18 protein-coding genes and 1 other annotated feature (1 of these 19 cut by a window edge) are annotated in these 14,620 nt (G+C 62.3%); of the genes, 12 read left to right on the top strand and 6 right to left on the bottom strand.

The window, feature by feature from the left end:
• Positions 1-7: a binding site (T-box leader), on the top strand (it extends 254 nt beyond the left edge of the window).
• Between the two features lie 60 nt (positions 8-67).
• From RWV98_RS06335 to RWV98_RS06370, 8 genes are read left to right on the top strand one after another with little or no spacing between them, the layout of a single operon-like run.
• A complete protein-coding gene (locus RWV98_RS06335; RefSeq protein ID WP_317864577.1) occupies positions 68-1,528 on the top strand; it encodes an anthranilate synthase component I family protein in 1,461 nt (486 codons plus the stop codon).
• A complete protein-coding gene (locus tag RWV98_RS06340) occupies positions 1,525-2,112 on the top strand; it encodes an anthranilate synthase component II (protein WP_317864579.1) in 588 nt (195 codons plus the stop codon). Before RWV98_RS06335 ends, RWV98_RS06340 begins: the two co-directional genes overlap by 4 nt.
• On the top strand, positions 2,112-3,128 hold the full coding sequence (gene trpD / locus RWV98_RS06345) for an anthranilate phosphoribosyltransferase (protein ID WP_317865709.1): 1,017 nt from the start codon (positions 2,112-2,114) through the stop codon (positions 3,126-3,128). The genes RWV98_RS06340 and trpD overlap by 1 nt, the downstream gene beginning before the upstream one ends.
• Positions 3,125-3,907 carry an indole-3-glycerol phosphate synthase TrpC gene (gene trpC / locus RWV98_RS06350; protein ID WP_317864581.1) on the top strand — a complete coding sequence of 261 codons (783 nt, stop codon included), beginning with the start codon at positions 3,125-3,127 and terminating at the stop codon, positions 3,905-3,907. Before trpD ends, trpC begins: the two co-directional genes overlap by 4 nt.
• Positions 3,904-4,515 carry a phosphoribosylanthranilate isomerase gene (locus RWV98_RS06355; RefSeq protein WP_317864583.1) on the top strand — a complete coding sequence of 204 codons (612 nt, stop codon included), beginning with the start codon at positions 3,904-3,906 and terminating at the stop codon, positions 4,513-4,515. The genes trpC and RWV98_RS06355 overlap by 4 nt, the downstream gene beginning before the upstream one ends.
• Positions 4,512-5,696, top strand: coding sequence for a tryptophan synthase subunit beta (gene trpB / locus RWV98_RS06360; RefSeq protein ID WP_317864585.1), 1,185 nt, complete (start codon positions 4,512-4,514; stop codon positions 5,694-5,696). Before RWV98_RS06355 ends, trpB begins: the two co-directional genes overlap by 4 nt.
• Positions 5,689-6,468: a tryptophan synthase subunit alpha gene (gene trpA, locus RWV98_RS06365; RefSeq protein ID WP_317864587.1), complete on the top strand. Its 780-nt coding sequence runs from the start codon at positions 5,689-5,691 to the stop codon at positions 6,466-6,468. The genes trpB and trpA overlap by 8 nt, the downstream gene beginning before the upstream one ends.
• Before the next feature lies 1 nt (position 6,469).
• A complete protein-coding gene (locus tag RWV98_RS06370; RefSeq protein ID WP_317864588.1) occupies positions 6,470-6,814 on the top strand; it encodes a cupin domain-containing protein in 345 nt (114 codons plus the stop codon).
• Between the two features lie 433 nt (positions 6,815-7,247).
• Here RWV98_RS06370 and RWV98_RS06375 read toward each other — a convergent pair whose 3' ends face one another.
• Positions 7,248-7,925: a TIGR00266 family protein gene (locus tag RWV98_RS06375; RefSeq protein WP_317864590.1), complete on the bottom strand. Its 678-nt coding sequence runs from the start codon at positions 7,923-7,925 to the stop codon at positions 7,248-7,250.
• A gap of 149 nt (positions 7,926-8,074) precedes the next feature.
• Here RWV98_RS06375 and RWV98_RS06380 point away from each other — a divergent pair, with 149 nt between their 5' ends.
• Entirely contained in the window at positions 8,075-8,623 is a 549-nt protein-coding gene (locus RWV98_RS06380; RefSeq protein ID WP_317864591.1) for a GerMN domain-containing protein, read from the top strand.
• A gap of 182 nt (positions 8,624-8,805) precedes the next feature.
• On the opposite strand, the gene RWV98_RS06385 is transcribed toward RWV98_RS06380, so the two are convergent.
• From RWV98_RS06385 to RWV98_RS06405, 5 genes are read right to left on the bottom strand one after another with little or no spacing between them, the layout of a single operon-like run.
• Positions 8,806-9,063: a TfoX/Sxy family protein gene (locus RWV98_RS06385; RefSeq protein WP_317864593.1), complete on the bottom strand. Its 258-nt coding sequence runs from the start codon at positions 9,061-9,063 to the stop codon at positions 8,806-8,808.
• The gene (gene thiE, locus RWV98_RS06390) at positions 9,056-9,700 is read right to left on the bottom strand and encodes a thiamine phosphate synthase (protein ID WP_442872107.1); all 645 of its coding nucleotides are present in this window, start codon (positions 9,698-9,700) and stop codon (positions 9,056-9,058) included. Before thiE ends, RWV98_RS06385 begins: the two co-directional genes overlap by 8 nt.
• Before the next feature lie 17 nt (positions 9,701-9,717).
• A complete protein-coding gene (locus RWV98_RS06395) occupies positions 9,718-10,440 on the bottom strand; it encodes a nitrilase-related carbon-nitrogen hydrolase (protein ID WP_317864596.1) in 723 nt (240 codons plus the stop codon).
• 1 nt (position 10,441) lies between these two features.
• Positions 10,442-10,912 carry a YbaK/EbsC family protein gene (locus tag RWV98_RS06400; RefSeq protein WP_317864598.1) on the bottom strand — a complete coding sequence of 157 codons (471 nt, stop codon included), beginning with the start codon at positions 10,910-10,912 and terminating at the stop codon, positions 10,442-10,444.
• A 26-nt stretch (positions 10,913-10,938) separates the two neighbouring features.
• Positions 10,939-11,454, bottom strand: coding sequence for a DUF1836 domain-containing protein (locus RWV98_RS06405; RefSeq protein ID WP_317864600.1), 516 nt, complete (start codon positions 11,452-11,454; stop codon positions 10,939-10,941).
• A 159-nt stretch (positions 11,455-11,613) separates the two neighbouring features.
• Between RWV98_RS06405 and RWV98_RS06410 the strand changes: the two genes are divergently transcribed.
• The 3 genes from RWV98_RS06410 (at position 11,614) to RWV98_RS06420 (ending at position 14,558) form a co-directional block, all read left to right on the top strand.
• Positions 11,614-12,849, top strand: coding sequence for a polysaccharide deacetylase family protein (locus RWV98_RS06410; RefSeq protein ID WP_317864602.1), 1,236 nt, complete (start codon positions 11,614-11,616; stop codon positions 12,847-12,849).
• 166 nt (positions 12,850-13,015) lie between these two features.
• Entirely contained in the window at positions 13,016-13,672 is a 657-nt protein-coding gene (trhA, locus tag RWV98_RS06415) for a PAQR family membrane homeostasis protein TrhA (protein ID WP_317864604.1), read from the top strand.
• A 292-nt stretch (positions 13,673-13,964) separates the two neighbouring features.
• Positions 13,965-14,558 (top strand): hypothetical protein, encoded by a 594-nt coding sequence (locus RWV98_RS06420; protein WP_280961040.1) that lies wholly within the window; start codon positions 13,965-13,967, stop codon positions 14,556-14,558.
• The last annotated feature ends 62 nt before the right edge of the window (positions 14,559-14,620 follow it).

Raw genomic sequence — 14,620 nt, forward strand, 5'->3', positions numbered from 1 at the left:
CCCATGATGCAATTTTGCACCATGAGGACGAAGGCTTTTTTTATTGCCATTTTTGGAGGGATAACGCATGATAACGCCAAACGCAGACGCGATTTTAGCGCTGGCAAAGGAGTATACGACCATTCCGGTCTCGCGCGAGGTTTACGCCGACGTTGCGACGCCGATCGCCCTTTTGCGGCGGCTGCAACAAAAATCAAACCGGTTTTTCCTGCTTGAAAGCGTGGAGGGCGGCGAAAAATGGGCGCGTTACTCCTTTTTGGGCTACGACCCGGTGCTGCGCGCCCGGTGCAAAAGCGGCGTGGTCACGCTGGAAGGCGCGCAAAACCGCACGGTGGAGACGGATAAACCGCTGGATGTGCTGCGCGAAACGCTGGATCAGTACCGTTCGCCCCGGATCGAGGGCCTGCCCCCTTTCACGGGCGGCTTCGTCGGCTACTTCGCCTACGCGATGATCGGCTACGCCGAACCGACGCTTACGGTGGGGCGCGGCGATTGGGACGATTTCGATCTGCTGCTGTTCGACAAGGTGATTGCGTACGACCATTTGAAGCAAAAGATCGTGCTGATCGCCAACATGAAGACCGACAACGTGCTGGAAAACTACGGCAAGGTCTGCGCCGAGCTGGAAAGCATGGCCGCGCTGGTGGGCGACCAAACGCCGCTGCCCGCGGCGCGCGCGGCGGAAAAGCCGCGGTTCACCTGCAACCTGACCGAGGAGGCGTACGCGCAGATCGTAAACCGGACGCGCGAGCATATCTTTGACGGCGACATTTTTCAGGCCGTGCAGTCGCGGCAGTTCACGGCCCCGTACGCGGGCAGCCTGCTTTCCGCCTACCGCGTGCTGCGCACGACCAACCCCTCGCCCTACATGGTGTTTCTTTCGATCGATGGGGATGAGATCATGTGCTCCTCGCCCGAAACGCTGGTGCGCTTGCAGGACGGACGGCTGACGACCTTCCCCGTGGCGGGCTCCCGCCCGCGCGGCGCGACGGAAGCCGAGGACAAGGCGCTCGAAGCCGAGCTGCTTCGCGATGAAAAGGAGCTTTCCGAGCACAACATGCTGGTCGATCTGGGGCGGAACGATCTGGGCCGCGTATCGAAGGTCGGCACGGTCGATGTGACCGAATACATGATGGTGCACCGCTACTCCAAGATCATGCACATCTGCTCGCAGGTGGAGGGCGACATCCGCGCGGACCGCGACGCGCTTTCGGCCATCGAGGCGGTGCTGCCCGCGGGCACGCTGTCCGGCGCGCCCAAGATCCGGGCGTGCGAGATCATTGAGGAATTGGAGCCCGCGCCGCGCGGCGTGTACGGCGGCGCGCTGGGCTATCTGGATTTCACGGGCAATATGGATACCTGCATCGCCATTCGCATGGCGGCCAAAAAGAACGGCTTGGTTACGGTGCAGGCGGGCGGCGGCATCGTCGCGGATTCCGTGCCCGCAAGCGAATATCAGGAAAGCGCGAACAAGGCGCGCGCGGTCATGGACGCGCTGGAGCGCGCATCGGAGGTGGACGACGGATGATACTGCTGATCGATAATTACGATTCCTTTTCCTATAACCTGTACCAGCAGGCGGCGGCGATTAAGCCGGATATCCGCGTGGTGCGAAACGACGCGGTGACGGAGGAGGAGATCGAGGAGATGAACCCCTCGCACATTCTGCTTTCGCCCGGCCCGGGCTATCCGAAGGACGCGGGCGTGTGCGAGCGGGCGGTGCGAAAGCTTGGCGGCCGCATCCCGATCTTGGGCGTGTGTTTGGGCCATCAGGCCATTTGCGAAGTGTTCGGCGCGGAGATCGTGCACGCGAAGCAGCTGATGCACGGCAAAAAAAGCACGATCGAGGTCGACGCGGCGGACCCGCTTTTCCACGGCCTGCCGCGCGGGCTTGAGGTGGCGCGCTATCACTCGCTGGTGGCAAAGCCGGAAAGCATACCGGAAATCCTTACCGTTTTGGCGCGCGATACAAACGGCGAGATCATGGCCGTTCGGCACCGCGAACAGCCGGTTTACGGCGTGCAGTTTCACCCGGAATCGATTTTGACGCCGCTGGGCGATACGATTATGAGAAACTTTCTTACCATGTCAGTTGAGGAGGCAATACAGTGATGATGCAGCAAGCGATACACGAGGCCATCAACGGCCACGATCTGGATTATGCGACGGCCCGCGCGGCCATGGAACAAATGATGGAGGGCACCGCCACCGAGATCGAGATGGCGACCCTGCTGACCGCCCTGCGCATGAAGGGCGAAACGATCACCGAGATCACGGCCTGCGCCGAGGTCATGCGAGAAAAGGGCGCGCACATCGAGCCCAAGGGTGCGGTGATGGATATCGTCGGCACCGGCGGGGACGAGGTCGGCTCGTTCAATATCTCGACCACGGCGGCCTTTGTCGCGGCGGCGGGCGGCGTGCCGGTCGCCAAGCACGGCAACCGCTCGGTTTCGTCCAAGTCGGGCGCGGCGGACGTGCTGGAAACGCTCGGCGTGGCGCTCGATCTCAGCCCGGCGCAGAACGAGCGGGTGCTCGCGGAGACCGGCATCTGCTTTCTGTTCGCGCAGGGCTACCACAAATCGATGAAAAACGTCGCCCCGGTGCGCAAGGGCATGCGCGAGCGCACGCTCTTCAACGTGCTCGGCCCGCTGTCCAACCCGGCGCGCGCGACCATGCAGCTGCTCGGCGTGTACGATGAAAAGCTTGTATTGCCGATGGCGCAGGTGCTTTCCAATCTGGGCGTGACGCGCGGCATGGTCGTATGCGGCGGCGGTATGGACGAGGCGAGCCTTTTGGGCGAGAACCACGTGTGCGAAATTCGCTTCGGCAAGCTTTCGCCGTATTCGTTCCGGCCCGGCGATCTGGGCCTTCAAAACTGCACGGTGGATGATCTGCGCGGCGGCCTGCCCGCGGAAAACGCGGTTATCACGCGAAACGTTCTTTCCGGCAAGGAGCGGGGCGCGAAGCGGGAGGAAATATTGCTCAACGCGGGCATCGCCCTGTACCTCGGCATTGACGGCTACGAGCTGACCGACGGGATCGCGCGGGCCGCCGAGCTGATCGACAGCGGCAAGGCGTACCAAAAGCTCGAACAATTCATTCGGGCGACGCAGGAGGTGTCCGCGTGATCTTAGACGAACTGGCGCGCCACGCGCAGGAGCGCGTGGCCGAAGCGAAGAAAGCGGTATCTCTTGCGGAGATCATGGCCAAAGCGAAGGCCCTGCCGAAGGGCGATTTCCGCTTTGAAAAGGCGCTTTCCGGGAAGAACACTTCCTTTATCTGCGAGGTCAAGAAGGCTTCGCCCTCCAAGGGCGTGATCGACGAGCAGTTCGACTACCTCGCCACCGCCATGCTGTACGAGGACGCGGGCGCGGACTGCGTTTCCGTGCTGACCGAGCCTAAGTGGTTTTTGGGATCAAACGATATTTTCCGCGCGATCCGCTTGGCGGTCGACCTGCCGCTGCTGCGCAAGGATTTTACGGTGGACGAATACCAGATCTACGAAGCCAAGTGCATGGGTGCGGACGCGGTGCTGCTCATTTGCGCGCTGCTGGATACCGAAACGCTGCGGCGCTACCTCGCCGTGTGCGACGGTCTGGGCCTTTCCGCGCTGGTCGAAGCGCACGACGAGCGGGAGCTATCCTCCGCCGTGCGGGCGGGCGCGCGGGTGATCGGCGTGAACAACCGCAATTTAAAGGATTTTTCAGTCGATCTGACCAACGCGGCCCGGCTGCGCGGCATGGCCCCGGCGGGCACGGTGTTCGTGGCGGAAAGCGGCGTGGCCTCGCCCGAGGACGCGGCGGCGCTGCGCCGGGCCGGGGCGGACGCGCTGCTCGTGGGCGAATACCTGATGCGCGCGCTCGATAAGGAGGGCGCGCTGCAAGGCCTGAAAGAGGCGGTGCGATGAAGCTGAAATTCTGCGGCCTGACGCGCGAGGCCGATATCGAGGCGGCGAACGAGACCGGGCCGGATTACATCGGCTTTGTGTTCGCGGAAAGCCGCCGCCGCGTGTCCGATTTGGACGCGGCGCGTTTCAAAGCGCGGCTGGACCCGGCGATACAGGCGGTGGGCGTGTTTGTAAACGACACGCCGGAACACATTGCCGCGCTCGCGGGCGAGGGGATCATAGCGTTTGCCCAGCTGCACGGCGACGAGGACGCGCGCGTGATTGAACGCCTGCGCCGCTTGACCGACGTGCCGCTCATCAAGGCGGTGCGCGTGAAAACGCGCGCGGATATCGAAAGGGCGCTTGCGCTGCCGGTCGATTACCTGCTGCTCGATACTTATGTGGGCCACGCCTACGGGGGCAGCGGCAAAGCGTTCGATTGGTCGCTGATCGGCGATATCCCGAAGCCCTATTTTCTCGCGGGCGGGCTGCGCGCGGAGAATTTGGAACAGGCGCTGCAAACGGGCGCGTACGCGCTCGACCTGTCGAGCGGCATTGAAACAAACGGCGTGAAGGACCCCGCGAAAATGCGCGCCGTCGCGGAACGAGTAAGGAGTGGAAGACCATGAGTAAAGGACGCTTCGGCGCGCACGGCGGACAGTATATCCCCGAAACGCTGATGAACGCGGTCATCGAGCTGGAACAGGCGTATGACCATTATAAAAACGACCCGGCTTTTAACCGGGAGCTGACAGACCTGTTGAACAACTACGCGGGCCGCCCCTCGCGCCTGTATTACGCCGCGCACATGACGGAAAAACTCGGCGGCGCGAAGATATACCTCAAGCGCGAGGATTTGAACCACACGGGCGCGCACAAGATCAACAACGTGCTGGGGCAGGTGTTGCTCGCCAAAAAGATGGGCAAGACCCGCGTGATCGCGGAGACCGGCGCGGGTCAGCACGGCGTGGCCACCGCCACCGCCGCCGCGCTGATGGGGCTGGAATGCGAGGTGTTCATGGGCCGCGAGGACACCGAGCGGCAGGCGCTGAACGTGTACCGCATGCGGCTGCTGGGGGCCGCGGTGCACCCGGTGGACGCGGGAACGGCCACCTTGAAGGACGCGGTGTCCGAAACCATGCGCGAGTGGACCTCACGCATCGAGGATACGCATTACGTGCTCGGCTCCTGCATGGGGCCGCACCCGTTCCCGACCATGGTGCGCGATTTTCAGGCCGTTATCTCCAAGGAGATCCGCGAGCAGTGCATGGAGCGGGAAGGCCGCCTGCCGGACGCGGTGCTGGCCTGCGTGGGCGGCGGCTCGAACGCGATCGGCGCGTTCTATCACTTTATCGGGGATAAGAACGTGCGCCTGATCGGCTGCGAAGCGGCCGGACGCGGGGTGAGCACCGCCGAAACCGCCGCGACCATCGCGACCGGGCGGCTCGGCATTTTCCACGGCATGAAAAGCTATTTTTGTCAGGACGAATACGGCCAGATCGCGCCGGTCTACTCCATTTCGGCGGGGCTGGACTATCCGGGCATCGGCCCGGAGCACGCGCATTTGCACGATACCGGCCGCGCCGAGTACGTCGCCGTGACGGACGACGAAGCGGTGCAGGCGTTCGAGTACCTGTCCCGCACGGAGGGCGTGATCCCGGCCATCGAATCGGCGCACGCGGTCGCGCACGCGATGAAGCTCGCGCCCACGATGGGCCGCGACCAAATCATTGTTATCAACCTGTCCGGCCGCGGCGATAAGGACGTGGCCGCGATCGCGCGGTATCGCGGGGAGGATCTGCATGAGTAACATAAAAGCCGCCTTTGCAAACGGCAAGGCGTTCATTCCCTTTGTCACCTGCGGCGACCCGTCACTCGAAACGACCGAGCGGCTCGTATACGCCATGGCGGAGGCGGGGGCCGATCTGATCGAGCTGGGCATCCCGTTTTCCGATCCCACGGCGGAAGGCCCGGTCATTCAGGCGGCGAACGTGCGGGCGCTCGCGGGCGGCGTGACGACGGATCAGATTTTCGACATGGCGCGCCGCATCCGTCAAAAGATAGAAACGCCGATGGTGTTCATGACCTATGCGAACGTTGTTTTCTCCTATGGCGCGGAGCGGTTCATCCGCACCGCCGCCGAGATCGGCATGGACGGCCTGATCCTGCCCGACCTGCCCTTTGAGGAAAAGGAGGAGTTTAGCCCGCTGTGCAAGAGATACGGCCTTGATCTGGTCTCGCTGATCGCGCCGACCTCGCACGAGCGCGCGCGCCGCATCGCAAGAGAGGCCGACGGCTTTGTCTACTGCGTGTCCTCGCTGGGCGTAACCGGCGAGCGCGCGGCCATCACGACCGATATCGGCGCGATGGTGCGGCTGGTCAAGGAGGAAAAGGACATTCCCTGCGCGGTCGGCTTTGGCATTTCCACCCCGGCGCAGGCAAAAAAAATGGCCGCCCAGTCGGACGGCGCGATCGTCGGCTCGGCGATCGTGAAGCTGTGCGCGCGGTACGGGGCGGACTGTGTGGAACCCGTCGCGCGGTATGTGCGCGAGATGAAGGCCGCCGTCCGCGAGGCGAACTGAGATGGAACAGAAATTCATCACCCCGCCGAACCACTTCGGCTTTCACGCGGCGCGCCTGTTCGGCGAGCAGGGGCTGCTGCTGGACGGCTCGGTCGCCTATATTGAGCCGGTCGGCGGCGGGCCGGAGCCCGCGCACACCCACGAAACCGATCATTTGTTTTATGTGATCGAGGGCGAACTGGCCGTGCGGTGCGGCGGCGAAACGATCACGATCCGCGCGGGCGAAGCGCGCCGCGTGCCGGGCGCCGTGCCGCACGCGACAAAAAAACCCGGGCGCGCAGATCACCAAGGTGCTCGGCCTGACCATCGCCCCGGCGCGCGGGGATGCGTAGGACAAATGCGATAGGAGCGGCCGCGCGCAATGTCATTCAGATAAGGTAAAAGGTATCGCAAGCACAAAAAATGTAGGGCGCGCCGCCCTCGGCGCGCCGTCTCGAAGGGACGTAGCACTGCTAGTAGGGCGCGACGCCCTCGGCGCGCCGTGCTCGAAGGGACGTAACACTTCATGAGAAACCATGTCCCTTCGCTCGGCCGTACCAGCCTGTTTGATGCTCTCACTTATCCCGGTGCTTCGCTCTCGGCGCGCCGAGGGCGTCGCGCCCTACAATTTCGATGGGTACTGGGCTGAAAAAGGAGCGGCCGCGCGCGAAGCCGCCGTTCACAGCGTTTCAGACATCCGGTATTGCGTCCCCGCGCATAATTAAAAAACACAGGAGCGGCGCGCGCCGCTCCTGTGTTTGATGGAAGAAAAAAGTGCGAAGGTCATGCGCCGCGCGGCGTTAGCCGTTGCCCGTCGGGATGAACGGGCGGATGGCGGCGGCCACGCCGGAGATCGGCATGGTTTGCAGCCAGACCTTGCCCGGGCCGGTCAGCACGGTGTTGAACAGCCCTTCGCCGCCGAGCAGCTTGTTTTTCAGGCCCGGCACCTGCTGGATATCGATCGACACGCCGTTTTCAAAGCCGGCCACGTTGCCGGTGTCCACCACGAGCTGCTGGCCGGCGGCCAGCTCGTATTCGACCAGCTCGCCGTCGATCTCGGCAAAGGCCGTGCCCGAGCCGGAAAGGCGCTGCATGATGAAGCCTTCGCCGCCGAAGAAGCCCGCGCCCAGCTTTTTATTGAAATGGATGGAAAGCTCCACGCTCGTTTCGGAAGCGAGAAAGGCGTTTTTCTGCAAGATCATATCGTGACCGGGCGTGATGGTGAGCGGCAGGATCTTGCCGGGAAAGCTGGAACCGAACGCGATCATGCCCGCGCCTTTCGCGGTGTATATGTTCTGGAACATGCTTTCGCCGGAAAACGCCTTGGAAAACATTTTGCCAAGGCCGCCGCCGCGGGTCTCCATCGCCATATTGGGGGTCATCCAGACCATCGAGCCTTTTTCGGTGATCATCTGCTCGCCGTCCGCCAGCTGGCAGACCACGACCGGGAACACGCCGCCCTTGATTTCGTAATTCATAAATTGCCTCCTTCTCGTTTGGCCGATCATAGCTTTGCTGTGGCTTTATCATACGCGAGCCGCCGCGCGAAGTCAAGTAGGGGAACCGGACTTGTATTGATACCGTCTAATATGGTAGAATAGAATAACAGGAGAGGAGGCGTTTTCTTATGAAAAAACGTACTTGGATCATCGTGCTTGCTGTTATCGTGGCCGTCGCGGCTTGCGTGGGCATATACTTTGCCGTCCGTGGGAACGGGCAGCCGCAGCCGCCGGATCAGCCGGGGCCGGGCACGGTGGAGCCGCAGCCGGGGCAGAACGACAAGCCGGGCAAAACCGTTTCGGTCGTCGTTTACGTGCCGGATGAACAGTCCGAGGTGCTCACGCCGGTCGGCGCGGAAGCGGCGGACGATTCCGATCAGGCGCTGGTGGACGCGCTGGTGTCCGTGGGCGGCCTGCCCGAGGGCTGCGAAGCGCTTGGCAGCGAGACCGTCAAGGAGGGCGGCGCGACGACGCTGAAGCTCGATATGAACGCGGTGTACGGCAACGCGGTGCGCTCTTCCGGCACGGCGGGCGAGACCATGCTGGTCTACGCGCTGGTCAACTCGTTCATTCAGGCGCGCGGGGTGGACAATGTGCTGCTCACCGTCGAGGGCGAGGCGCTGCAAAGCGGGCACGAGGTGTACGATTATCCGCTGGAAATGGATCACACGTCGTAACCAAAAATAAAAGGCCTGTTGCGTAATAAAGAATACTCAAAAGTTTGTCATTCTGAGGAGCAAAGCGACGAAGAATCTCGCGCGAACGCGCGAGTTCTCACGCATATTCCGCGCATTCGCGCGAGATTCTTCACTTCGTTCAGAATGACAATCGAGTATTTTTATTACGCAACAGGCTTTTTTTACAATTTATGCGCCTGATAAAAGGCGCGGAGGTCTTCCTTGGTTTCGGGCGGCAGGTCGGCCTTCTTAACGCCGCGAATCGCGCCCTCCAGCCCCAGCAGGCGGTTGATGCACGCGGAAGCGTCCCGCTGCTGTAAGCGCAGCCACGCTTCCTTCGCGCCCAGCTCGGCCAGCGTGGCGTAATCGGGCACGCCCGCCTCGATCAGCTGCTGTTCGGTATCCTTGCCGATATTCGGCAGCTTTGACAGTTCACCCATGCATATCCTCCTTTCGCATACGCAGCACGCCGTCGCGCAGCGTTTCGGCGGCCTGACGCGGGTCCTCGGCCTTCATGACGGCGGAAACAACCGCCACGCCCGCGATCGGGCTGTTTGCGAGCACGCCCATGTTGTCAGCCGTCAGCCCGCCGATCGCAATGACCGGGATGGGCACGGCGCGGCAAATGGCGTTCAGCGTTTCCACGGGCGTGATCTTGGTGGTCACGTGCGTCGTCGTCGGGTAGACCGCGCCGGTGCCAAGGTAATCCGCGCCCTGCGCGTAGGCGGAAACCGCGGCTTCTATGGTTTTCGCCGTCGCGCCGACGATCTTGTCCGGCCCGAGCAGCCGCCGCACCGCTTCGACCGGGAGATCCTCCGCGCCGACATGCACGCCCGCCGCGTCGCAGGCAAGGGCGACGTCGGCCCGGTCGTCGATAATCAGGGGAACGCCGTACCGGTCGGTCACGGCCTTGACGCGCTCGGCAAGCGCCAGATAGGCGCGGCCGCCCGCGTCCTTTTCGCGCAGCTGCACGAGCGTTGCGCCGCCCGCAAGGGCTTCGTCCACCGTGGCGAGCAGCGAATCCGCCGTATGGTAGGTGCTGTCGGTGATCAGGTACAGGGTGGGGTCAAATTGCATAACGAGGTCCCTTTCTTTCATAGCGTTATGGTGAGTAGGGCTTCGCCCTCTGTCAGCGCGCCCAGCGGTTCGCCGCTCGGCGCGAACGCCGCGGTGCAGCCGGTGAACAGGCCGCGCGCGAATTGGTCCACGCCCAGCGTGGGCAGCCCGGTCTCGATCGCGCGGGCGGCGAGCAGCGTGCGCCATTGCAGGGCCTTGTGTGCGCCCGCCATCCAGCCGGCGGGCACGAAAAGCAGTTCCGCGCCGCGCGCTTTCTGCTCCGCCGCGAGGGCGGGAAAGCGCAATTCGTAGCAGGTGAGCACGCCCAGCCTGCCGGGCGGCGTTTCGATCGGCTCGAACGGCTGCCCGCCCGCGCGCAGCGCGGCGGATTCGGGCTGCGGACCTTGGTCGAACAACTTTTGCTTGCGGTAGGCTCCGCGCCGCTTGCCGGTATCGTCGAAAACCACGGTCGTGTTATAGGGCGCGCCGCCGTCCGGCGCGTCCTCAAACAGGCCGCAGGCGAGCCATAGGCCGTTTGCCCGGCACAGGCGGGAGAGCGCCGCGGCAAAGGGGCCGTCCAGCGGCTCCGCCGCTTGCTGAAATAGAGAACGCTGGTTCACTTTTGCATAAAACATACTGTATTCCGGCAAAAACAGCATGGAAGCGCCGTTTTTCGCGGCTTCCTCCGCAAAGGCCGAAATGCGGCGAAGGTTCAGCGCTTTCTCCGGCAAAGCGCCGAATTGGGCGAGCGAGACCTTCATCCTACTGCCAGCCCTTGCACACGTCGATCCACCCGGCGCTGGCCGAGAAGGTCTCTAACTCGCCGATGGACAGCTCGATGGCCGAGTTGGCGGAGCCGCAGGCGGGGAAGACGGTATCGAACCGGCGGAGCGACTCATCGAGGTAAACGGCCACGCCGTCGTTCACGCCGAAGGGGCACACGCCGCCGACGCCGTGGCCGATCTCGGGTTCGACCTCGTCCGCCGCGAGCATCTTGGCCTTGCAGCCGAACCGGGCCTTGTACTTGGGGTTGTCCACCTTCGCGTCGCCCGCGGCGACGATCAAAACGCACCCTTCGCCCACGCGGAAGGAAAGCGTTTTGGCAATGCGCGCGGGTTCGCAGTCGGCGGCCTCGGCCGCAAGCTCCACCGTGGCCGAGGAGGTGGGAAATTCAATGGCGCGGTCGGCCGCGCCGAACCGCTTTAAATAGTCCTTTGCTTTTTCGATCGACATGTCGGTTTTGTTCCTCCCGTTTTTTGTTATGCGTTCGCGCCGTCGATCAGCTGTTCGCACAGGCGGCGCAGGTAGTCGGAAAGCGCGGCCAGCGTCAGGCAGGCGACAAGGCGCTCGTTCGGGTCGTCCAGCCCGGCGGGCAGGCATTCGGTCAGCGCCGGGGGCGCTTTTTCCCGCATTTCTTCCTTGCTGCGGAGCAGCCGGGCGTAGCAGGCTTCAAAATCCACGTCGTCCCGGCCGGTCAGCGCCTTCACGTCGCTCAGCAGCAGCGTTTGCTTGAGATGGTAGATGCAAAGCAGCTGCATGATCTGCTGGCGGGAATATTTTTTGCCCTTCACGGGCGTTAAAAGCCCTTCTTTGGAATAGTTGTGCACCATGGTCTTGGTCAGCGGCTTGTCCGACGGCGCGCGCAGCGACGCGGAAAGCCCCTCGTCGAACAGGGCGAGCACCTGATCCATATAAAGGTCGAGCCGCGGCACGTCCTCCGGGGCGATGTCGCGGTCGGAAAAGACGGCGTTCAAAAGCTGTTTCAGCTCGGTCATTACCCTTCACCTCGTTTTCTTTTCCATTATAAACGATTGTTTCTCTCCGCGCAAGCGGGTGGACATCGAAGCCTTCCCGTGGTATACTGGTAAGCATATGGAAACGCGGCCCGCCCCGGCACAGGGGGCGGCATATCTAAAAAGGGGACTGGAAAATCAATGAAAGCAAAGTGGCTAAAGCTGATCAGCTGCGCGGTAATCTGCTGTACGATGCTCGTGTCGTTCGGCACCTGCGAGGCGGCGGATACCAAACTGCCTATATTAATGTATCACGACCTGACCGAGGACCCGGCTAAAACCAACAGCATGACCATCACCGGCGAACGCTTCCGCATGGATATGGAGTATTTGCAGCAATTCGGCTATACCGCGCTGCTGCCTTCCGATCTGATCGATATCAAAAACGGCGTGCGCGAAATGCCGGAAAAGCCGATCATGATCACGTTCGACGACGGCTACCGCTCGGGCTACACCATCGCTTACCCCGTTTTGCAGCAGACCGGCATGAAGGCCGCCATCGCGGTGATCGCGTACAACATGCAGACGGAAAACGCCGCCTTGGCGGACCGGCACGCCCTGACGTGGGAAGAAATCTACGAAATGGCGCAGAGCGGCATCGTCGAGATCGGCTCGCATACATATAACCTGCACAACCCGCAGTATAAGGGCAATTCCTCGCCCAACGGGATCGACGGCGTACAGCGCCTTTCCGGCGAATCGCAAAGCGGGTACCACGCTCGCGTGGGCGCGGACCTCAACATGGCGATCGCGATGATCACCCAGCACACCGGACAGCAGAAGGTGAACTATTTTTCCTATCCCTTCGGCGCGTACGACAGCTACATGCAGCAGCTGCTGGACGAAATGGGCGTTTCGGTGAGCACGCTGACCAACCCCGGCGTTGCCAATATCGCCACCGGCCTGCACCGCCTGCCGCGCTACCGCATCACGATGGAGCAGCCGGTTTCCGCGCTGCTGCGGCAGAGCGAAATCGCCGTGCCCGCGCTGAGCAAGGTATCGGTCAACGGCGTGCCCGCCAGCCTGCCCGCGTATATGATCGGCGGCAGCAACTATGTGCGCGTGCGCGACGTGGCCGCGCTGCTCGCCGGTTCGGCGGCCGGGTTCGACGTACAGTGGAACGCGGCGGCGGGCCGGGTCGAGCTGACCTCCTTCACGGCCTACACGCCCCTCGGCTCGGAAAACGCCGTGCTCCCGCCGGAGAGCAAGACCGTGGCTTCCGTGACCGAGCCCACCGTTGTGGACGGCATTTCGTACATGACCGCCGCGTTCAATATCGGCGGCAACTCGTTCTATAAGCTGCGTAGCCTTGGCGACCTTTGCGGTTTCCTTGTCGATTGGGACGCGGAAACGCAGACGGTCAACATCACGAGCTGAACTTTTTTTGAAACTTCCATACACCCGTGAAACTCGCGGGTGTATTTTTTTTACAGCGTGGCATAATGAATTTACAAATCAGGTCTTGTATTTTTTTGAGAAAGTAGTATTATAGAAGATAAGAAGTAGTTTTAAAAACCACATTAGTTCCTTGGGAGGGATTTTCATGCCGCGCGCATTTTTAAAAGCAAGGGAGCCGTTCTCCAGCTATTCGCATTTCGTAGGGGCGGTGCTGTCGGTCGGCGGGCTGTTGGTCATGCTGCTCCGGCTGCTGTTTGACTATTCCGTCACCGGGCAAATGGCCGCGGCCGCGGTCGTTTTTTGCCTGTCGCTAATCGCGCTTTACTCGGCCAGCAGCGTGTACCACTACTGGACGCGGGGGGCCGCCGCGCTCAAGCGCCTGAAAAAGCTCGATCACAGCATGATCTATGTGCTGATCGCGGGCAGCTACACCCCCATCATCCTGCGCTATATGGACCGGCCCCAGAGCTATGTGTTCATCGGCGCGATCTGGGCCATCGCGCTGGCCGGTATCGCGATCAAGCTGCTGTGGATCGACGCGCCGCGCCTGATCGGCACGGTGCTGTATCTGCTGCTCGGCTGGGCGATCGCGTTTGATTTCCGCGTGGTGCTGGCCATGCCCGCGCCCGCCATCGCGCTGCTCGCGGCGGGGGGCGTGTCCTACACGATCGGCGGCGTCATTTATATCATGAAAAAGCCCAATCTGGGAGAAATATTGGGCTTTCACGAACTGTTCCACCTTTTTGTGATCGCGGGCAGCGTGTGCCATTACATGATGGTATTTCTATATGTGGTACGTTAAGCCTGCGTGAAACCGGTTTCACCGCGCAAAATTCACCAAAAATCGACGGCTGGCAAAATAATACTGACTAAATCCGTCCGCGCGCGCCGGAAGAAAACTGCAACTAGTGCACAAAAAACGCGGCAATATACGGAAAACATTTGAAAAACCCGGGGCAAACTTACCAAATCTGGCCAAACGCCATTGCAACGCCGCGCGGGCGCATGTTAAAATGTATCCCAAGAACAAGCGATATGGACAATAATCGTGTCAAACAACAGTGATAAAGTCGCTTCAAAGGAATGTGTGATATATGAAACAAGCGTTGCAAAAGGAAACCGCTGTCGCGATCCGCACGGATTCGCGCGAGGGCTGGCGCCTTTGGCGCACGATCGACGCGGAGAACCAAGCGGAGTACGTGCTTTCCTCGCGCGAAAACAGCGCGTGCGCGGCGGAAGTGATGGGCGAGGCGATCTCGGCCCTGCTCGAAGGTATGAGCGTGGCCCTGCTCCTGTGGGACGGGGAAGGCGAGGGCCGGTTCGGCCAGACCGTCATGCGCCGCATGGGCGACCGGTGGCCGGATTGCCGGCTGATCGCGCGCGCCGAGGGCACGGCGTTCGTCGCCATCGCGGACGACCGCAGCCACGGCGAGGTGATCGGCCAGCTGCTTGCGCTGGCCCGCCATCAGGAAAAGGCGTTTATCCGCGTTGTCGGCTACCGGGGCGCGGTCGCGCCCGAGGTGCGCTTTGCCGACCTGTTCGGCGGCTCGTTCGAGGCCGATCTGGAACTGAGCTATACGAACGCAAATAGGCCCATGCTGCGCATCCGCCGGGACAGCGCGGCCCTGAGCGATTGCGAGATTTGGAGCCGCCTGCACGCCTGCTGGAAGGCGGCCACGGCGGAATAAGAAAGCGCAAAACCAAGCGGCGGCGCCTGCGACATGCGGGCGCCGCCCTTTTGTAACCCTGC

Source organism: Agathobaculum sp. NTUH-O15-33 (assembly GCF_033193315.1).
In the GTDB taxonomy this organism is placed as follows: domain Bacteria; phylum Bacillota; class Clostridia; order Oscillospirales; family Butyricicoccaceae; genus Agathobaculum; species Agathobaculum faecihominis_A.